Source organism: Pseudomonas sp. 05N36 (assembly GCF_056397385.1).
Map to the genome: position 1 here is coordinate 66538 of NZ_JBFTNH010000023.1, position 20958 is coordinate 87495.

Consider the following 20958-nt stretch of genomic DNA (forward strand, 5'->3'; position numbering starts at 1 on the left):
GGGTGCACTCCTAACGGCGAATCGCCAGACGCTGCTCGAGGTAACGCAGCAGCATCGCGATGAGATAACAGGCCGCAACATAGAGCGCTGTCGTCACCAGCCAGGTTTCAATGACCCGGTAGCTCTCGACGTTGATCTTGCGCGCGTAATAGGTCAGCTCCGGCACGGCAATCGCCGCCGCCAGCGAGGTGTCCTTGAACAGCGAAATGAAGTTGTTCGAAAGTGCGGGCAGCACGTTGCGCAACATCACTGGCACGGTGACGTACGCCTTGACCTGCCACTCCCCCAGACCAATCGCCAGCCCGGCTTCACGCAGGCCTTTGGGGATGCTCAACAACCCGCCACGGAACACTTCGGTCAGGTACGCCCCGGCATACAACGACAGGGTGATGATGAACGACGGCAGCTTGTCCAGCCGGATACCCAGGCTCGGCAGCGCAAAGTAGATCAGCAGAATCAACACCAGAATCGGCGTGTTACGGATCACCGTCACGTACACCGACGCCAGCACCCGCAATGCGCGGTGCTTTGAGAGCAAAGCAAACGCCATCAGCAGGCCGATCACGCAACCGATGGCGATCGACACCAACGCCAGTTCAAGACCCAGACCGAGCCCCGCCAGCAAGGTGTCGAAATCGCGCCAGACGGCGGCAAAGTTCAACTGATAGTTCATGGTCAGCAGTACCTTGAGCGGGGCGCGTCAGAAGCGCCCCACTCTCACGGGATCATTTGAATTCGACGGGGAAGCCAATTGCCGGGGAAGGCAGATCGACACCAAACCACTGTTTGAACGACGCCGCGTAAGTCGGGAACTCAACGCCGGTCATGGCTTCATGCAAGACGGTATTGACGAAGTTCAGCCAGTCCTGATCGCCGCGCTTGACCGCGCAGGCGTAGGTTTGCGGGCTCCAGGCGTAGGTCGGGCTGCGATAGCGGCCAGGGTTCTGCACCATCAGGTATTTGACCGAAGACTGGTCGGTGGCAGCGGTGTCGGCACGGCCGGAGTTCACTGCCTGGTACATCAGGTCGACGCTGTCGTATTGGTCAACCTTGGCCTTGGGCAGCGCCTGGTGCACCAATTCTTCGGCATAGACGTTTTGCAGCACCGCCACGGTGACGCTGTCGCCGGCCGCCTTCAGGTCTTCGATTTCCTTGTATTTGCTGTTGGCCGGCAACAGCAGGCCAACGCCTTCGCGATAGTACGGCAGGGTGAACGCCACTTGCTGCGCACGGCTGGCGGTGACGGTAATGAACTGGCAGCTCATGTCGACCTTGTCGGTCAGCAGATTGGGAATCCGTGCATCCGACGACTGCACCACGAATTCGACCTTGCTCGGGTCATTGAACAAGCCCTTGGCGACCATCCGCCCGATGTCGATATCAAAACCCTGCAATTTGCCGTCCGCGCCCTGGAAGTGCCACGGCGCGTTGGTGCTGCCCGTGCCCACGATCAAATGCCCGCGCTTCAACACATTGTCGAGCTTGCTGTCCGCCGCCTGGGCAATGCCCACGGCAGAGGCTGTGGCCGCAAAGAGAAAAACACACGCTGTAAACAAGGAAAGTCGACGCTGCATGACGGGCACTCCAGGATGATGTTTATTCCGCTATACCGGAACGTGGTATGTAACAACGGAATAGACAGCAGAAAGTGTGCCATAGCCCGGCAGACAAATCCCCCAGGAAATGAAATATGAATTGAATCAAAGGGATGCGAAAAAACACAAAACAGGCGTTACCAAACGACGCAGCGCACAAGCGCTACCGTTGGCTACAGGCACGGGTAGTGGGGCCCCAATTGAGGGCGAGCGAGCCGATAGGTGTCACGAAAACCGGAATGACTCACCACGCCGTCGAGCGTCTTGCTCTACGACCTTGAACAAACCTCTATTCCCCCTCGGTTGTAGAACAGAGCTTCAAGCAACTCGATCGCATAACCACCTCCGGACTCCAACCCCGGCCCCGCACGGCGGGTGCGTATCGGGACCACAGGGGATGCCCCCCGTGGTTGAGTAGATTCTCAAGTTCGGCATTCAAGCGCTTACTGTTAAACACCCCAAGTCATCGCTGCCTACTGTCAACTTTGACAGTAGATGACTCGTCACCCACCACATTAACCTAGAGCCGCTGAGGCCTATAAAGATCGCGCCGAGATTTGAAGTTTCCAAATGCACATAAACAGGAGTTCTGAAATGTCCAAAGAAACGGCAAGCGTCAATCTCATTCGCAATGGTGATTTTTCGAATCAAGGGAAAGACTGGCACCCCTTTCCAGTTGATGGTAGCGGGGTAAGTTATGAAGAAGGTTGCTGTGATTTATTGAAGGTTAACGCGTATATCCTCCAAAACGTAGCCACGGGCACAGGAGGCAGCTTCCGCTTTTCCGTGAAGATGAAAACGGACCGACTCGCGGCATGCCAAGCCGAGTTGAGCCTCCTGCCGTCCGGGACACGGGTGACTCTCAATTTAGAGGGTAACAAATCCTGGACTATCAAAGAGTTTCTCTTCGAAGCACCTGCCGACACCAACAAGATGATCGTCGTACTGCAAGCAAATGATGGAGAAACGGGCACCAAATCGTCCTTCGACGATGTAGTGCTCGAACGACGCTGAACAACGCAGTGGATTGACAGCGATCCGTCAGCTCTCCTGACGGACTGTTCGTACTCACACCCTCCTTTAATTTTGTACACGTACCTGCACTCGATGCTTACTGTCAGAAGGAGTAGTCCGTGAATCCGAAAACCTCTCCCATTTCCCTGGCACCGCAATACCGCCGTGCATTGAAGACCTACCGCCCGGTCGTCCTGTATTTCGGTCATCCGCACTGTTACGCCTGTGGGTTCGCGGGGCCGATATTTCTGGCGGCGGCCGAGGCCTATAAAGATCGCGCCGAGTTTTACATGTTGAATACCGCCGATTCCCCGCGCCACCCCAAGGTCAGCGGTACCCCCACCGTGCTCTTCTATCTCAACGGCAAACTGCTGAAAAAACTCAAGGGTTTTGAAAGCGCAGAAGCCCTGGTCGCTGTCTTTGCCAGCCTCATCGGCAAGGCCCGATGCAAATCTGTCGTGCGCAAGCCTCGCCATAATCTGCAATGGTTGCGGCAAACCCTTGGCACCTTGCGTACCGTCCCACGGGCACATCGACTGATCGATCGTCGAGCCGCCGTCAGCATCTCTCGCTGAGAAGCTCAAAGGCGTATTGGACAACCCCCCGATCCACTGCTTTCCTTTAATGGACCGATTGAGAAGCGTTTGCTCAAGCCGCGAGGTTCGAGCAACGTATCGGTTCGGGAGGGGCAATGTCGTTCAAAGTCATGATGGTTTTCGGTACTCGGCCGGAGGCCATCAAGATGGCGCCGTTGGCCCGGGTTCTGCGTCAGTGGCCTGGTGTCGAGCTGAACATCTGTTCCACCGGCCAGCACCTGGAAATGCTCAAACAAGTGCTCGACTCCTTCGAATTGACAGTCGATGAAAACTTGCAAGTGATGACCCAGGGCCAGTCTCTCAGCGGCTTGTCTCAGCAACTGCTGATCAACCTGGATAAAAGCTATGAACGCCTGCATCCGGACATCGTGCTGGTACACGGCGATACCACCACCAGCTTCATCGCCGCCCTCGCCGCCTTTTATCGTCACTTGCCGATCGGCCACATCGAGGCTGGTCTGCGCACCGGCAACCTGCGCGCACCATGGCCGGAAGAAGCCAACCGACGTCTGACCGGGGTGATTGCCGACCTGCACTTTTCACCGACCCGTAACGCCCAGGACAACCTGCTGCGCGAAGGTGTGCCGCTGGAAAGCATCGAGATCACCGGTAACACCGTGATCGATGCACTGTTGTGGATGCGTACCCATCAGCAGGAAATCCACTGGCACCCCGCCGCCGGCTCTCCGCTGGCGATGCTCGATGACAATCGACGCATAGTGCTGATCACCGGCCATCGTCGGGAAAACTTCGGCGAAGGCTTTCGCAATATCTGCCAGGCCCTGGCTGACCTGGCCCTGCGCTATCCCGATGTCCAGTTCGTCTACCCGGTGCATCTGAATCCGCGGGTGCAAAACGCCGTGTATGACATGCTTTCGGACAAGCCGAACATCTATCTGATCGCACCTCAGAACTATCAGCATTTCGTCTGGCTGATGGGCCGTGCACACATCATCCTGACCGACTCCGGTGGCATCCAGGAGGAGGCGCCCTCCATTGGTAAACCGTTGCTGGTGTTGCGCGAAGTGACCGAGCGGCCATCAGTGCTCGAAGGTGGCACCGTGTTGCTGGTGGGCACCGACACCGCGAAGATCATCAAGGAAACCAGCCGGCTACTCGATGACGAGGCCACCTACAAACGCATGAGCCGCATCCACAGCCCTTACGGTGATGGGCACGCCAGTGAACGTATCGCCAAACGTCTATGCACCTGGTTGAGCGCGCACTCGGCGAGTAGCACGTTATGAGCCTGGCGTTTGTCGATTTCCTTGCATACGTACTGTTTGGCCTGAAATACCTTGCGATCACCCTGGCCTTGTTGATGTTCGTGCTGGGTCTGGATGACCTGTTCATCGACCTGATGTACTGGAGCCGCAAGTTGATCCGGCGCTGGCGGATCTACGAAAAGTTCAAGCGTGCCGATGAACAGCGGCTCTACGAGATCCCCGAGAAGCCCTTGGCGATCATGGTGCCGGCGTGGAACGAAGTTGGCGTGGTCGGTGAAATGGCCCGGCTCGCGGCCTCGACCCTCGACTATGAGAACTACCAGATCTTCGTCGGCACCTACCCCAACGACGCCGAGACCCAGGCTGACGTCGATGCGGTGTGCCGGCACTATCCCAACGTACACAAAGTGGTCTGCGCCCGCCCCGGCCCGACCAGCAAGGCCGACTGCCTGAACAACATCATCGACGCGATCTTGCGCTTTGAAAGCGAAGCGAAAATCGAGTTCGCCGGGTTCATCCTGCACGACGCCGAAGACGTGATTTCACCGATGGAGTTGCGCCTCTTCAACTACCTGCTGCCGAGCAAGGACCTGATCCAGATTCCGGTCTACCCTTACGCGCCGGAGTGGCACGGCTTCACCGCCGGGCACTATGTCGATGAGTTCGCCGAGAACCACGGCAAGGACGTGATCGTGCGCGAGGCGCTGACCGGCCAGGTGCCGAGCGCGGGTGTGGGCACCTGTTTCAGCCGCAAGGCGATCAGCGCCCTGCTGGAGGACGGCGATGGCATCGCCTTCGACGTGCAGAGCCTGACCGAAGACTACGACATCGGTTTCCGCCTCAAGCAAAAAGGCATGAAGTGCATCTTCGCCCGCTACTCGGTCATCGACCCGAAACTGGCGCTGGAACAGAAGTGGGTATTGGGTATGAACCGCGCGTTCTCCCAGGTCATTTGCGTACGCGAACACTTTCCGCGTGATTTGCAGCACGCGATCCGGCAGAAATCGCGCTGGATTGTCGGCATCGTGTTCCAGGGCACCAAAAACCTCGGCTGGAGCAGCAAGGGCTCGCTGAACTATTTTCTCTGGCGCGACCGCCGGGGCCTGATCGCCTACCTGCTGAGTTTTATGGTCAACCTGCTGTTTCTGGTGCTGCTGGCAATGTGGCTGGTCACCCTCATTTCACCGAACGCCTGGCGCTTCCCCTCGATTCTCTCGGACAGCATCCTGCTTTCAATACTGCTCTGGCTGAACGGTTTGATGCTGCTCAACCGTCTGTTCCAGCGCGCCTGGTTCGTCACCCGTTTCTATGGTCTGGGTCAGGGCCTGCTGTCGGCGCCACGAATGATGTGGAGCAACTTCGTGAATTTCTTCGCCAACCTGCGCGCCCTGCGCCAGGTCATGGAAATGGGCGACTCGCGCCGCGTGGCCTGGGACAAGACTACCCACGAGTTCCCGGCGCTGGCCAAGGCCCAACGCACTCCGCTGGGCCATCGACTGGTAGAAAAAGGCCTGCTGAGCGAGGAACAGCTGGAAGCTGCGATCACCAACCCGGTGCGTCGTCGCCTCGGTCATGAACTGCTGCTGCGCGAGCACATCAACAGTACCCAACTGGTCGAAACCCTGGCCGAGCAACTGGACCTGGAGTGGGCGCCACTCAATCCGTTCAAGCTCGACAAACAGCTGATCGACCGCGTACCGCGCAAAGTCGCCACCCACTACGGCGTGTTGCCGGTTGCCTTGGAAGGCACCACCCTGGTGCTGGCCTCCGAAGGCCCGGTCAGTCAGGTTTCGCTGGGGGCCATCAGCCGTCAATTGAAACGCCCGGTTCGCTGCCGTCTGGCACCGCAGGGCCGAGTCACGCTGGGTATCCGCTACTGGTACCCAAGCCCCCTGCAAAACGAGGAAGTCCGTCACATGCTGCAGGTGCTTGAGCGTCATCAGGACGATGAGGCCCTGCTGGAACGCGTCGGCCATCACCAGGTATTGCTCGGCAACCTGCTGCAAGTGCGTGGCATGGTCCCGACAACACTGTTCAATCAGGCGCTGATCGACTTCGACGCCGAGCGCATGTCGCTGGGCGATCACCTGATCGAGCGCGGCATGATCACCCCAGAGATTCTGCAACAGGCGCTGGCCGAGCAATCCGCTGAACAACAAGCAGCTTTCCGCATCGCCCGGGAGGTCGCATGAGGCCGGGTATTTGTCATCAACTGATGCTCGCTAGCCTGTTGCTTGGCGTGAGCGCTGCCAGTTGGGTAGACGCGGCACCGCTGAGCGATTTCGAGCAGTTCCGCAGTTTCCCGTATATGGACCGCAGCTACCGCGAAGCGAAAAAAGGCAACTGGGCTGAAGTCGAACGACTGATGCAGCACTTGCTGACCATCGTCCCGAAAAACGACGAGGCCCGGGCATTGCTGGTCGAGGCCCTGGCCAAGCAACGGCGTTACAACGAAGCCGTGCAAGCATTGCCGGACAACCCGGACAACAGCGAGGCCCTGCTCAACCTGCGACTGACCTGGATCGAACAGGACCCACCCACCTCCGAACAGGTTGAAAAATGGCTGGACACCAGCCCTCTCAACCAACGCGTGCGCCTGTGGCAGGCCTACAGCTTGAGCTTGGCCAAGTTTGGTGGCGCACTCAAAGCCCACGACTGGCTGGCACAATTGTCGCCAAAGGGGGACGACAACATCCTGCGTCTGGCCCGCGCCAACTGGTCCGAACAACTGCATGACTGGAACGGCACCATCGAGCAACTCGCGCCATTGGCGGCGCGTAAACAACTCGACGCCGAAGGTTGGCATCGATTGGCCAACGCCTATGTGCAACGCCTCGAAGAAACGCCTTTGCAGGATCTGCTGCAACAGGCGCCGACCCCGGAAGCGGCACACAAGGTGCGGTTGGCGATGATCGACCGGGCGATTGCCATGGGCCACATCCAACAGGCTCAACGCTGGATGCAATCACTGCCGGCCGACGACCTTGCCGATCCGGCCCAGCGCCAACGACTCTGGGAACTGGCGCGGCAAACCGGCGACACGCAGGCCGTGCAACGCCTGAGTAGCGAGTTACAGCGCCCGTGCCTGGAAACCGCGCAATGGCTATCGCGTCGCGACCCGCAAGCCGCCCTCGACCAATTGCGTGGTTGCTCACCCAGCGATGACCCGCAGACCTGGCTGGTTCTCGCGCAACGCCTGCAAGCCACCGAACTGCTGCAAAACCAGCGTTTGCCCGAACCCTGGGACAGCAAACGCCGCGAACGCTTGCTCGATGTCTGGCAGCAACAAGGCCAGAGCGACAAAGTCATGGCCTGGCTCGCCAGCCAAGCGCAAACCGCCGACGTGGTGAAACGCCGCGCCGAACTGCTGCAGGCGCTGGGCCGTAGCGCCGAAGCAGCCACCCTGTGGGAACGGCATTACCAGCAGACCGGCAATCTCGACTCACTCAATCAAGCCACCTACCTGGCGCTCAACAATGGCCAGCGTGAGCATGCGCAGTCATTGCTGGAAGATACCTTCGACCGCCATGGCGGGCGCTTGCCGGCGGCCATGTTGCAACGTCTGGCCGGGCTCTATGGCTCGTCGTCGACGACAACCCCTGCTCAGCAAAAACGCATGGCCTTGCTGTTGAATCGGGTCGACGCGGCGACGCGCGGCCAATTGCTCGGACAACTGGCCGAGAACGGCCAGTGCGACGCGGTACGCCAGGCGATCGGCGTGCAGCCTGCCGATCCCGGCGAACTCCGCGCGCTGGGTCGCTGCGCTATGCCAGACCGGCCAGGCGAAGCCGTGGTCTATTACCAGACCGCGGAAAATTTCGGGGATCGCGGCAGTCGCTTACCGCTGGCCTATGCCCTCGAAGCCTCCGGCGACTCGGCAGGCGCCTTGCGTATCTGGCGTAGCGTGCCGGACAGCCAGCTCACCGAGAACGCCCGCCTCACCGCCAGCCGCAGCGCATTGAACATCGGCGCCACCGACACCGCCGAACGCTATTGGCAGCAAAGCCGCACCCGCGGCAGCAACGAATGGGCCCTCGGCGCGGCAATCGCCCAAGCCCGGGGCAATGACGCGCTGGCCCTTGAGCGTCAGCGCCAGGCATTACGGCAATCCCCTGACGCCGGGCATTTCTATGCCGCCTCGGTGACAGCACAAAAGGCTGGGGATCTGCCGCAAAGTACGGAGTGGCTGGCCGAAGCGGTACGCCGCGACCCGAAAAACCCGCGCTACAGCGCCGACTACGGCATGCGCCTGGCCGGTGCCGAGTCCCGCCAAGAACGGGCTCGCGCGATTCCCTTCCTGCAAACCGCCACCCACCATTTCCCCGAAGACTATAGCCTCGGCGAGACCCTGGCCTGGCGCTATGACGAAGTCGAAGACAGCGCCTCGGCGCGCCAGGAACTGCGCCGGGTCATCGATCTGGAGCAAAACCCGGTGGCCGCTGACGACGACAGCGGCAGTCTCGAGGCCCGCCGTTATCGCCAACGTCGCGCTCACGAAACCCTGTCCAGACGTGACAGCCTGACCCTCGCCAGCACCTGGTCGCCGGCCGGGGTTTCGACCAACGACATCCTGCGCCCCGACAACACCCAAGGCACTGCTCGCCACGCTGCCTCGCAAAATGTGCAGGTCGCCATGTGGGACCACGCCCTGGGTGATGAACCCAGCCGCGCCGGCAGCACGCTATCGGTGTATGGCCGGGCATTGCTGGGCGGCGCTGGTCGCTCCAGTTACGCACAATCCGTCGGCACGGGCCTGGGCCTGCGCTACAAACCCTGGGGTACGGCGAACATCAACTTCTACGCCGAGATCTACAAACAGAACACCTTCGACGATCAGCACAAGCAAGGCCTGAATCTGGGTGAATTTCTCAACCCGAATCAGCTCTGGGACCAGCTCAACGACCACCGCAAAGACGGCCACACCAGCACCGACTATTTGCTGCGCACCACCGCCTCGTTCCTCGATCAAGGTCGCTTCCGCAACGACTGGCGGGTTGATGAAAGCGACTGGGAGGAGCGTTTTCTCTACCTCGATGCGGCGTGGTGGACCAAGGCTGGTGACCATCAATGGCTGTCGCGCTTCCAGCAAGGGCACACCTGGAAACTGCCGTTCAACAGCGCGCAAACCATCATGCCGTATGGCTTCCTCGAGTTCGCCAGCCAGGACCCGGGCAACGACTGGCGCCAGGACCTGCGCACCGGTCTCGGCCTGCGTTGGCAATGGTGGTTTAACGACGACACCTATAACGCCTATCGCGCGCACCTGACCGTGCGCACCGAGTATCAACAATCGCTGGGCGGCAATTTGTATGAAGGTGGCAATGGCGTGCTGTTGGGTGTGGAGTTGAACTTCTGATGAGTCGACTGATGCTTCTTTGCTGCTTGCTGACGCTGGGTAGCCAACAGGTCTGCGCTGATGAGCGGATTTTCTATCAACCGTTGAACGTCGACGCCAGCCTGAGCCAGGCGCAATGGCGACAGGTCTGGCAGGACAGCGCCAAACAAGGCGCGACCACGGTCATCGTGCAGTGGACGGCGTACGGTGATTCAACCTTTGGCGAAGCCAACGGCTGGCTCGCCAACAGTCTGCGCCAGGCTCAGGCGCAGGGCTTGAAGCTGGTGCTCGGGCTGTCCATGGACCCGGCGTACTACCAGCGTATCGACCCGCTCGACAGCGCCGGGCTGGCGTCCTACTGGCAAGCGCAACTGGGACAGTCACTGGCCCAGCAGCAAAAACTGCGCAAGGACTGGAAACTGCCCGTCAGCGGCTGGTACTTGCCGCTGGAGCTGGATGATGCGCACTTCACGGCTGCCGACAGCCGCGAGCACTTGCAACGGCAGCTCCAGGACTTCGCCCACCAACTCGACGCACCGCTGCACATCAGCGCGTTCAGTGCCGGCAAACTGGCGCCGCAGGTCAATGCAGACTGGCTGGGAAAGTTGGCCAGCAGCGGGATTGAGGTCTGGTGGCAGGACGGCGCCGGTACTGGACGCCTGCCGTCGGTGGTGCGCAACAGTTACGCCAGTGCACTGCCCTGCTCGGTCGGTATCGTGCATGAAGCGTTCCGTCAGGTCAGCGCCGAAGGCCAGCCGTTCCGTGCCGAGCCGGCCACCCCGGACGCCACCTCCAATGGCTGCCATCCAACAGCCGTGTTCGACTTGCGCTACCGTCCGTGGGGACGGGTGATTCTGGACAATCAACAAAAAAACCATCCGGGCGATGTACAAAACCATTGAAGCTCAGGCGTGCTTGAACAACGCCAGCACGCGCTCGGTATTCTCCGAACACGCCATCCCCTCAGGCCGGGCCTTGATGGTTTCGATCATGCCCAGCAACTTCGCCTTGCTCTGCGCCAGATGCTGTTGCATCTCTTCGATCTGCCCGACCTTGCGCTCCAGGCTCGATACCAGTTCGTCATGCCTGAGTTCACCCTGCTTCGGGCTGGTGAGCCGTTGCTGGTCAAGCTGTGGCGCGAGGGGCATGACAGCCACCCACAATTGCCGCCGATCACCTGGAAGCGCAAGCCCCTGGCGGCACTGGCCAACATGGCTGTCGTGCGTTTTCAGATCCAGCGCCTGAGCCGCGGTCGCCAGCCAAAACCTGCGGTGCCGGCGCTCTGGGCGTTGATCCTCGACCAGCTGTACATCGCCAAACGCACGCGCCAGTACCGGGCTGCGATGAGCAAATAGCCGGATGGCTTATGCAGCTCCTGCGAGGTGTGGGTCAACGAAACAGGCGGGGCCAGTGCCAACGAACGGGGCGAGGCCGCTTGAACCGTTCCCGGAGCATCCAGCCCATGCTCACCAGCATCAACGGCACATGCCCCTGTTCTGCCAGCATCGGCAACAACATCAGCGCCCAGCACGACCCGACGCACCAGCCCGCGCTGACCATGCCGTATCTCAGACAATCCTTGAAAAAGTCGAGGCCGAACGCCGAAATCCTTGGCTGGTTATGACAGTGATTCAAACACGCTTGCTTGAACGGCGAAGCCTGCCAGACCAGGCACACTCCCAGCGCGACGATCAATGTGTCCATCGGGGAAAACCCGAGTATCACCCGCGCGCCCACTGTCAGCGCCATCAGCACCACGCCGGCCAGGGTCCAGATGGCCGAAAAACCGATGACGAACAACGCCACAGCCTGCCAGCGCTTGCGCAACAGGCTGCGTCGCCACACGTAGTCGAGCGGATGCACCAGTAACAACGGCATCATCGCCAGCAACATCAACCACCACGAAGACAACAACTGGCGAGGGGGATTGAACAGCAACACCTGTTCAACCCCTTGCCTGCTGACAGCATGATCCAGTGCCGGAAACGTCCCGCAGAACGCCGGGATCGACAACATCTGCGCCGCTCCCAGCAACAGCCCCCACCCGGCCAGGCTGATCAGGATCAGCCATGGCCGGGGGCCTCGGGTCAACGCGAGCACCAGGTACTGCGCCATGCTCAGCTCCCTTGCCGATAGACGCTCACTCTGCCCACGCTGACGTTGTCGCCAGGCAGTATCTGCGTGGCTGCAACGAACCGGACCGTCAACTTCGTCAAATCCGGTGCACCACTGGCGCTGAGTTTGTCGAAGATATCGGTGATTTCCAGTACATGGCACAAGCCCTTGCCACCGTGCTGGCTATCCGTGCGGCTGGCGTTGCTCACCCCGAACAGCGAAATCGAGCCTGCACGCACATCTGGAGCGGCGGACGATTGACCTTCGACCGGCAGACTGATGTACACGTCATACGTAGCCGCATCGTTATTGCCGCGAATGTTCTCCAGGTTCAGGAACACCCGGTCGAGATCGGCTGGCGCCGCCGTCGCGCTGAACGCCCGGGTCTTCAAATTACCGAAAACCTTGGCCGACGTTGCCTTGTCCAGGCGCACCGGGGTTTCGACAGTCGCACTGTTCAGGTCAATGGCCTGGTCGTTGGCGCCGAGTAATTCGGCAGTGACAGGTTTGCTCAATGTCTTCTCCTTCGCGCCCACAGCTGCGGGGACCGGAGGTGCTGCGCCGAGTGTTTCAAGCCGCTGCTCGAACGCACGAGTACCGTGCAAAGGATCGGAAGTGTCCTCATACACATAATCGAGTTTAGGCGCCCGCGTATCCAGCATATCCCCGACGCGGAACGACCAGCGATCACCACTGGTCGTCGGCACGGCGAAACCTCGGCCACCGGTCGGCGGGCCGGAAACCCATGCCGCCGACACCGGGTTCTGGTCGTGCGAGTCGCGCTTGCGCCAGACATCCCAGAGCCGGTCGATATTGGCATGGTGCAGCCAGAAAATCGGGTCAAGGGCCGCGGTATCCGGGTTGATCATCAGGCCATTGGGATAGGGGCTGCGGTTCGAACGGCCACCCACTGCAACGTGTACGTAGTTGTGCGGTTGCTGCTCAAGCAGACCGCTCACTTCGCCATCGTGCTCGAACACCGACTCAGGGCCGCCAAAACCTGGCGTACCACCCGAGGAAGAGCCGGCAAAATGGTGTTCCTTGAGGGCTGGACGAAGGTCGATCCGCGCGGGGTCGAGGACAATCACGCCGTCGCCTCTGGAGCCGAACCGGCGTTGCACATACAGTGGATTCTGCTCGCTATTGGGGAGCGTGGTAGCGGCGAAACAGGCAGGCAGTTTCAACGTCTGCTGGTTGTCGTTGTAGTTCCAGTAAGGCAGCGACCAGTCAGTCGGCCCGCCCAGGCCGACAATCGCCGCCCGGACAATCTGTTCGAATGAAGCCAGGTAGCCACGGTGCCAGGGCAGGAAATACCAGGATTGGTGTTGGCATTGATTCCAGTAGAGATCCTGATCTTCTTGCGGCGGCAATTTTTCACCCGGCCGCAAGTAACCGGCATCTTGCCAAAGCTGAACGTCGATACCGTGAATCGCCGCCAGAAACCGCCAACTGGTGCGATCAGTGATTGGCCTTTGCTGCAGGACTCCGACACCGCGTGCGTACCACAACAACGCATCACTCCAGCCAGATCCCAGATTCCATACATCACGCCGTACATGTGCCATGGTAGATCTCCCTGAAAAACCGCGTGGATGAGGAGCGCACTCCTCAACAGGCAACGGTAGATCAGGTGCCGCACAGCCCCTGTGAAAGCAGACCGGCGGCATGACCTTCACGGCCAGGCAGAATCGGCGATCATTTACCGCCCGGAAAAACGCAACCGCGAGAGCATTCGCAGGTCGCCGTCCAGGTAATAGGCGTTGGTCCAGCTGTCATCCACCGCCAGGGGCGGAACCTGCTTGAGGTCCTCTTGCCTGGCGGCATAGCGGAAGCGGTAATGCTCGTAGAAGCGCAGCAATTCCAGGCCGTATCGGTCGGCCAGATCGGTGTCGCCGCGAATGATCAGGAAGTTTTCGTCGTTGCCTTCACTGGCATTGATGCTCAGGTTGTGACTGCCGCTGATGATCACCGGCGCGTCGGTGGTGAAGTCGACGACGATGGCTTTGAGGTGCACCAACAGATCGCCCTTCTGGCCTTTCATGCTTTCCTTGAGCCAGCCTTCGATACCGGTGTTGAGCAACGCGGTGGCGGCGAAATCGGCCGTGCGGTCGGCGTGGTAACCGGTGATGCGGCTGGCGGTGTTTTGCAGGCCATAGCGCAGCACATCGTCGTGGGGCTGACCGAGCAAGGCGTTGAGGATTTCGTCCGGCAGCGCGAACGCGGTGACAAACAGAACGTCCTTCTTCGCCGCATTGATGATCTCGACGAATTGCTGCAGATCGGCCTGGCCGGTACGTGGTGAGAAACCGACAAACAACGGCTGTGACGGGTCCATCGGGTTGTTCTTGGTCAACCAGGTACGCGTAGCGCCCACGTCGGTCGGCGCAGCCCAGATCTGCTCGAACACTTGCAAATAACGGACACCCACAGCGGTATTGTCCAGCACATGCACCACGTTGGCCTGGCGGTAGACGCCGTTGTCGGTGAAATTGGTACTGCCGCACAGCACCGATTGCGGCCGATATTCACCACCATCGATCTTGCTCAGCACGATGAATTTGTCGTGGAAGATCGCGTGGGTCACCCGCCCCCGCTTGCTCTCGTCAGGAAGCTTCGCCAGGCTCTCTTCATTCATGGTGGTGTCGGCATCACCGGGCTTGGCGTGATACAGCACCCGAACCTTGGCACCCCGCCCAAACGCTGCGTTGACCGCATCGATAATGGTTGGCAGTTGATACTCGTAAATCGCAATGTCCAGCGCCCACTGGCCATCCACGGCGCGCTCGATGAAACCGGTGATCTGCTCCAGCAAGCCGTTCTCCAGCCATTGCCGTGGTGCGGCGGGCCAGTCGTCGAGGGACAGGTTCTTGTTGGCGCTCAGCTGTGCATCGAGCTCGGGGAATTCCCGGGAGAAGGCCTGGCTGGCCGCCACTGCACGATTGAAAATGACATGCTGGCCTGCCGGCAAACCATTGTCGGTGGTAACCGTCACTGCCAAGGCCTCGCCCAATTGCGGCGCATCCGGCGTGCCATAAGCCAGGTGAACCCGGTAGTTGATCGTTACCCCGGGTTTGACGATGTAATCGGCCCAGCGAAATTTCTGCAACGGCGCGCTGTCGCTGGGCGTCGCGTTGTACTGGGGAAAGGTGTGCGCCTTGCCTGGGAAAGTCAGGCTGTTGAACAAAAACTCCCAGGGCCCGCTGCCCTGCTGTTTTTCGATGGCAAAACCGAGCAGGCCTTTGCGTCGCGGTTCAGCCAGGTCCATGGCCAGTAACACACCGTTGGTACCGGCATAGGCTTTGACGCGGAAATCGTCCTGACTGTTAGCGGCTAGAACACGCATGATCCACTCCTGTGATGAGCTGAACCCACAGCATAGGTGCTGTTGGCAATTCGGCAGATTAAAGCATGTCGATATGTCGATAATCTGCGTTCAACTCGTGTGCCAGGGTTTTCGCCCGGCCCAAACGAATCGGCCCGCGCTCGATGTCCACCAGCAACGCCGGGCAATTGAGTGCCACCCGCACTGGCGGGTCTTTGAGGCGGCCATCGGTCAACAGCAACACGCGTTGTTGCTCTGCCGGGAAACGCTTTTGCCGCAACGCCAGCCACTGCGTCGCCTCATCCAGCGCGGCGAACAGCGGCGTGCCTCCGCCCGCACCGAGTGCGTCAAGCCAGTCGCGCAGGCTGGCCGAGGCTTTCAGGCCTTGCACCTGCCACTTCGGTGCAGCGCCACTGGCGGTCAATAGCGCCAGCCGCGCACGTTGGCGATAGGCGTCGTCGAACAGTTGCGCCAGCAGGCCTTTGGCGTCACTCAGCGCCTGATGCCGCCGGGTCGAGGCCGAGGCATCGACAATCACCAGCCACAGCTCGTGGGGTGAACGACTGCGCAGATGGAACAGCAGATCTTCGCGCTGACGCGGACGGCCGTTGAGCAGCGTGCCGGGCCAATTGACCGAGCCGTTTTGGCTGGCTTGACGCTGACCTTGCCTGCCGTTTTTCAGGTGTCCTGCACGGGGTTTGGCATTCGCCCCCGCGTCAGATCGAGGGCGAATGCCTAGGGCTTTTTTGGCCAGCTCGGCACTTCACGGCGGGCGCCGGTGGGTAATGCCTGAGCCGGCATTTCACCCCACTGGCCCTGGCCTTCGCCGGGGTTCAGTTGTTGGGCGGCGGACGCGTCTGGCGTGGAGTTCTGGCGCGGCGCGGACGGCGGCGTGTCGCGACGACGATGGCGCAGGGCAAACTCGGCCACTGCATCGATGTCTTCCTCGCCGATCGCCCCGGCCCCACGCCACGCCGCATGGGCGCGGGCGGCACGCAGCCAGACCAGGTCGGCACGCAAGCCGTCGACCCCGGCGGCAAAACAACGCTCGGTGATCTGCGCCAGTGCCTGATCATCCAGAGGAATGCTCGCCAGTGCTGCACGTGCACCTTGGCAGCGTTCACGCAATGCCTGCTGCTGACTTTCCCACTCGGCGCAAAAAACGTGGGGGTCGCTGTCGAAGTCCAGCCGGCGACGGATGATCTGACCGCGCTCAAGCGGCGCCGTGTGACCGCTGAGGGCGACGTTCAGACCGAAACGGTCGAGCAGTTGCGGACGCAGCTCGCCCTCTTCCGGGTTCATGGTGCCAATCAGCACAAAGCGCGCCGAATGCCGATGGGAAATGCCGTCGCGTTCGATCAGGTTGGTGCCGCTGGCAGCGACGTCGAGCAACAGGTCCACCAGATGATCGGGTAGCAGATTCACTTCATCGACGTACAGCACGCCGCCGTCAGCCTTGGCCAACACACCGGGGGAAAACTGCGCACGGCCTTCGCCCAGCGCGGCGTCCAGGTCGAGGGTGCCGACCAGTCGCTCTTCAGTCGCGCCCAACGGCAAGGTGACGAACTGCCCGCTGGCGAGCAGGTCCGCCAGGCCACGGGCCAACGTCGACTTGGCCATGCCCCGCGGCCCTTCGATCAGCACGCCGCCGATTTTCGGGTCGATGGCCGTCAGGCACAGCGCCAGTTTCAGGGCATCGGCGCCGACCACGGCGGACAGCGGGAAATGCGGGGTGTCGGTCATTGTCTGGTCTCGATCATGGTCGGTCATTACTAGGGATGAACACCAATGTCTGTCAGTTAAAAAGCACAACCTGTGGGAGCGAGCTTGCTCGCTCCCACATTAGACTTGAGTCGCTGCTGATCTAGCTGTCTTCTTCTATATCCAACAACAAATTCTCCAACGCCTCCCGATACTCGCCCGGCTCCTGCCACATCCCGCGCTGCTGGGCTTCGAGCAGGCGTTCGGTCATGTCGCGCAAGGCGTGGGGATTATGCTGCTGGACGAACTCGCGGGTCGACGGGTCAAGCAAATAGGCGTCGGCCAGCAAGGCGTACTGGTGATCGTCGATCAGCTGTGTGGTGGCGTCGAAGGCGAACAGGTTATCGACGGTGGCCGCCAGTTCAAAAGCACCTTTGTAGCCGTGCCGCTTGATCCCGTCGATCCACTTCGGGTTGGCCGCCCGGGAACGGATCACCCGGTTCAGCTCTTCCTTGAGCGTACGGATCTTCGGCAAATCCGGCTGACTGTGGTCGCCATGGTAGCTCGCCGCCGCTTCGCCACTGAGGCTTTCGACAGCGGCGAGCATGCCGCCCTGGAACTGGTAATAGTCGTTGGAATCGAGCAAGTCGTGCTCGCGATTGTCCTGGTTTTGCAGCACCGCCTGAACCTGGCTCAAGCGCTGGGCGAACTGTTCGCGAGCCGCCGTGCCCTCATCGGAACCGCCGTAAGCGTAGCCGCCCCAGTTCAGGTAGACCTCGGCCAGATCCTCGCGGCTCTGCCACAAACGGCCATCGATAGCGCCCTGCACACCCGCGCCATACGCGCCGGGCTTGGCGCCGAAAATCCGCCAGCCGGCCTGTCGTGCGGCGGCCTCTTCGTCCAGACCGGACTGGATCAGTGCTTCGCGTTCGCTGCGAACCTTGGCCGCCAACGGGTTCATGTCGTCCGGTTCATCCAGCGCGGCAACCGCTTGCACGGCGGCATCGAACAACCGAATCAGGTTGGCGAAGGCATCGCGGAAGAACCCGGAAACGCGCAACGTCACGTCCACTCGCGGCCGGTCGAGCAGGCTCAATGGCAGAATCTCGAAGTCGTCGACCCGCTGACTGCCCGTCGCCCAGACCGGACGCACGCCCATCAGCGCCATGGCCTGGGCAATATCGTCGCCGCCGGTGCGCATGGTCGCCGTGCCCCAGACCGACAAACCCAACTGGCGCAAATGATCGCCGTGGTCCTGTAGGTGCCGCTCAAGAATCAGGTTCGCCGACTGGAAACCAATGCGCCAGGCGGTAGTGGTCGGCAGGTTGCGCACGTCCACCGAGTAGAAATTGCGCCCGGTGGGCAGCACATCGAGACGCCCGCGACTCGGGGCGCCGCTGGGACCTGCCGGAACAAAGCGACCGCTGAGGGCATCGAGCAGACCGCGCATTTCTGCCGGGCCGCAGGCGTCCAGACGCGGTGCGACCACCTCACACAGGTTGTCGATGATCGCTTTCACGTCAGACCAACCTGCCTCCTGTGGGAGCGAGCCCGCTCGCGAAAGCGCCGGGTCAATCGATATCAATGTTGAATGATTAACCGCTTCGCGAGCAGGCTCGCTCCCACAGGGACCGGGTTTGGCTTGAGACGGGGTCAGTAGCTCGACTTCGGCATTCACAGTCTGCGAGATCAGTTGAGCGGCGAACAATTCCAGGCGTTCACGGGTATCGCCCGCCGTACGCCAGGCCTCAGCGCTGAGCGTCAGCAATTCAGCCGGTTTCGGACCGGACCAAGGATCGGACAACACACAATCCAGCGGATCGAACCCGAGCGTGAAAGCCTTGGCCAACGCCCGGAGCAAACTCGATTGCGCCCCTCGACCGTCACCGCGCGGAATGCGCAGCAACGCCAGCAGGGTGTCGATGCGCAAACGCCCGCTTGGCGATTCGCCGAACACGTGCAGGCCGTCGCGGATCTGCGACTCTTTCAGGTCGCACAAATAGGTGTCCAGACGCGGCAACCAGATCGCGGCATCGGCGTCGCTGTCGAGCTTCTCGTCCAGTTGCAACTCGCGGTCGATGTGGGTTTCACGCACCAGATTGAGGATGTCGCGCTGCAACTCCCGTGCACGGCGTGGGTCGAGCAATTGGGCTTCGTAATACTCGTCGGCCAACAGTTCCAGATTGCGCAACGGGCCGTAGGTTTCGGCGCGGGTCAGTGGCGGCATCAGGTGGTCGATGATCACCGCCTGCGTCCGCCGTTTGGCCTGCGCACCCTCGCCCGGATCATTGACGATAAACGGGTAAATGTTCGGCAGCGGCCCGAGCAACGCGTCCGGCCAGCAGCTTTCGGACAGGCCAACGCCCTTGCCCGGCAACCATTCAAGGTTACCGTGCTTGCCGACATGAATCACCGCGTGGGCGCCGTAGGCCTGGCGCAACCAGAAGTAGAACGCCAGGTAACCGTGGGGCGGCACCAGGTCCGGGTCGTGATAGACCGCGCTCGGATCGACCTGATAACCGCGCGCCGGCTGAATGCCGACAAAGGTCAGGCCAAACCGCAGCCCCGCGACCATCATTCGTCCGCTGCGGAACATCGGGTCGTGTTCAGGCGATCCCCAACGTTCCAGCACCGCTGCACGGTTGGCTTCGGGCAAGGCGTTGAACATCGAGTAATAGTCGGCCAGTGCCAGGCTTTGCTGGCACGGGCGCAGGTCAATGCTCTCCAGGTCATTGCTGACCCCGCCGAGCAATTGCTGAATCAATGCGGTGCCGCTTTCCGGCAAATCGGCCGGCAATGGATAGCCCTCGGCGTGCAGCGCCCGCAGGATATTCAGCGCCGCAGCCGGCGTGTCGAGGCCAACGCCGTTGCCAATCCGCCCGTCGCGGGTCGGGTAATTGGCGAGGATCAGCGCAATGCGTTTTTCAGTATTGGCCACCCGCGCCAACTCGACCCAGCGCCGCGCCAGTTCGGCAACAAAATCCATGCGCTCGGGCTGCGGTCGATAGCAGACTACGTCGGACTGACTGCGCTCACTGCGCCAGGCCAGGTCCTTGAAGCTGATCGGGCGGCTGATGATCCGCCCATCGAGCTCCGGCAAAGCGATGTGCATCGCCAGATCCCGCGGGCCGAGCCCTTGCTCGCTGGCACGCCAACCGGGTTCGTTGTCCTGGGCGCAGATCGCCTGGATCACCGGGATATTGCGCCGGAAGGGCCGCAGGTGCGGGGCTTCGGGGCTCGATTGAGCAAACCCGGTGGTGTTGAGAATCACCGAGGCCTGCACCTCATCCAGCCAGTCCTCGATCACCGTCAGGCAGCCGGGCTCTTTCAAACTGGCCAGCGCTATCGGCAGCGGGTTCAGTCCCGCCGCCTGCAAGCGCTGGCAGAAAACATCGATGAAAGCGGTGTTCGCCGCCTGCAAGTGCGAACGGTAAAACAGCACCGCCGCCACCGGTTGATCAAGCTGCCAGTCGGCTTGCCAATCGCCCAGCGTCGCGTTGCTTTTGTGTGGGTGGTAAATCGCGGTACGCGGCAAGGTCTGCGGTTCGGACCAGTGGTAATCGCGGCCCAGCCAACGACTGGCCAGGCAGCGATACAAATCCAGCGCATTGCCCATGCCGCCCTGACGCAAAAAATGCCAAAGCCGCTCGCGGTCTTCGACAGGTACGGTGCTGAGGTCGCTGAGTTCCGGGTCGGGACGGTCATCGCCCGGCACCAGAATCAGTTGCACACCGCGTTGCGACAGCTCCACCAGGCGTTCGATGCCGTAGCGCCAATAGGCAATCCCGCCGTGCAGCGAGATCAGAATCACCTTGGCGTGGCGCAGCACTTCGTCGACGTACAAGTCGACCGAGGCGTGATTCTGCACCTGCATCGGGTTGGCCAGGCGCAGGCTCGGGTAGTCCTCGGGCAACTGCTGCGCCGCTTCGGCGAGCAGCGCCAGGCTGGAGTCGCCGCTGCACAGAATCACCAGCTCGGCGGGGGTTTGGCCAAGGTCGGCAATGTTGTCATCCGAGACGAAACCGCCGGGCTGGGTCCTGAGCAGGTGCATGGA

The 20958-nt window shown here is 61.1% G+C and carries 14 protein-coding genes and 2 pseudogenes; 7 read left to right on the forward strand and 9 right to left on the reverse strand.

All coding sequences use genetic code 11. From position 1 onward, the window contains the following. Positions 1-10: 10 nt before the first annotated feature. A complete protein-coding gene (locus AC1DIH_RS24260; RefSeq protein WP_054596802.1) occupies positions 11-673 on the reverse strand; it encodes an amino acid ABC transporter permease in 663 nt (220 codons plus the stop codon). Positions 674-725: 52 nt separating this feature from the next. Further along, entirely contained in the window at positions 726-1574 is an 849-nt protein-coding gene (locus AC1DIH_RS24265; protein WP_477773568.1) for a transporter substrate-binding domain-containing protein, read from the reverse strand. A 615-nt stretch (positions 1575-2189) separates the two neighbouring features. Here AC1DIH_RS24265 and AC1DIH_RS24270 point away from each other — a divergent pair. The 6 genes from AC1DIH_RS24270 (at position 2190) to AC1DIH_RS24295 (ending at position 10668) form a co-directional block, all read left to right on the forward strand. After that, positions 2190-2609 (forward strand): hypothetical protein, encoded by a 420-nt coding sequence (locus tag AC1DIH_RS24270; RefSeq protein ID WP_477773569.1) that lies wholly within the window; start codon positions 2190-2192, stop codon positions 2607-2609. 119 nt (positions 2610-2728) lie between these two features. After that, a complete protein-coding gene (locus AC1DIH_RS24275; protein ID WP_477773570.1) occupies positions 2729-3184 on the forward strand; it encodes a thioredoxin family protein in 456 nt (151 codons plus the stop codon). 116 nt (positions 3185-3300) lie between these two features. Continuing rightward, positions 3301-4452, forward strand: coding sequence for a non-hydrolyzing UDP-N-acetylglucosamine 2-epimerase (gene wecB / locus AC1DIH_RS24280; protein ID WP_477773571.1), 1152 nt, complete (start codon positions 3301-3303; stop codon positions 4450-4452). Further along, on the forward strand, positions 4449-6623 hold the full coding sequence (gene nfrB / locus AC1DIH_RS24285; RefSeq protein ID WP_477773572.1) for a cyclic di-3',5'-guanylate-activated glycosyltransferase NfrB: 2175 nt from the start codon (positions 4449-4451) through the stop codon (positions 6621-6623). The genes wecB and nfrB overlap by 4 nt, the downstream gene beginning before the upstream one ends. Further along, on the forward strand, positions 6620-9787 hold the full coding sequence (locus AC1DIH_RS24290; RefSeq protein ID WP_477773573.1) for an NfrA family protein: 3168 nt from the start codon (positions 6620-6622) through the stop codon (positions 9785-9787). Before nfrB ends, AC1DIH_RS24290 begins: the two co-directional genes overlap by 4 nt. Beyond that, on the forward strand, positions 9787-10668 hold the full coding sequence (locus AC1DIH_RS24295; RefSeq protein WP_477773574.1) for a DUF4434 family protein: 882 nt from the start codon (positions 9787-9789) through the stop codon (positions 10666-10668). Before AC1DIH_RS24290 ends, AC1DIH_RS24295 begins: the two co-directional genes overlap by 1 nt. Before the next feature lie 3 nt (positions 10669-10671). On the opposite strand, the pseudogene AC1DIH_RS24300 reads toward AC1DIH_RS24295, so the two are convergent. Further along, a pseudogene (locus AC1DIH_RS24300) lies at positions 10672-10863 on the reverse strand (MerR family transcriptional regulator); the annotation flags it as partial. Between the two features lie 15 nt (positions 10864-10878). On the opposite strand from AC1DIH_RS24300, the pseudogene AC1DIH_RS24305 reads away from it, so the two are divergent. Further along, positions 10879-11121: pseudogene (locus tag AC1DIH_RS24305) on the forward strand (2,4-dienoyl-CoA reductase); the annotation flags it as partial. A 34-nt stretch (positions 11122-11155) separates the two neighbouring features. Here AC1DIH_RS24305 and AC1DIH_RS24310 read toward each other — a convergent pair. The 6 genes from AC1DIH_RS24310 to cobN all read right to left on the reverse strand — a co-directional run bounded on the left by AC1DIH_RS24310 (position 11156) and on the right by cobN (position 20955). Beyond that, complete coding sequence (locus AC1DIH_RS24310) at positions 11156-11881, reverse strand: copper chaperone (RefSeq protein ID WP_477773575.1); 726 nt, start codon at positions 11879-11881, stop codon at positions 11156-11158. A 2-nt stretch (positions 11882-11883) separates the two neighbouring features. Continuing rightward, on the reverse strand, positions 11884-13446 hold the full coding sequence (locus AC1DIH_RS24315) for a tyrosinase family protein (protein WP_477773576.1): 1563 nt from the start codon (positions 13444-13446) through the stop codon (positions 11884-11886). Between the two features lie 134 nt (positions 13447-13580). After that, on the reverse strand, positions 13581-15224 hold the full coding sequence (locus AC1DIH_RS24320) for a phospholipase D-like domain-containing protein (protein ID WP_477773577.1): 1644 nt from the start codon (positions 15222-15224) through the stop codon (positions 13581-13583). A 58-nt stretch (positions 15225-15282) separates the two neighbouring features. Further along, on the reverse strand, positions 15283-15885 hold the full coding sequence (locus tag AC1DIH_RS24325) for a vWA domain-containing protein (RefSeq protein ID WP_477773586.1): 603 nt from the start codon (positions 15883-15885) through the stop codon (positions 15283-15285). Between the two features lie 53 nt (positions 15886-15938). Continuing rightward, the gene (locus tag AC1DIH_RS24330) at positions 15939-16946 is read right to left on the reverse strand and encodes a magnesium chelatase ATPase subunit I (protein WP_477773578.1); all 1008 of its coding nucleotides are present in this window, start codon (positions 16944-16946) and stop codon (positions 15939-15941) included. Between the two features lie 121 nt (positions 16947-17067). Continuing rightward, the gene (gene cobN, locus AC1DIH_RS24335; protein WP_477773579.1) at positions 17068-20955 is read right to left on the reverse strand and encodes a cobaltochelatase subunit CobN; all 3888 of its coding nucleotides are present in this window, start codon (positions 20953-20955) and stop codon (positions 17068-17070) included. Positions 20956-20958 lie beyond the last annotated feature (3 nt).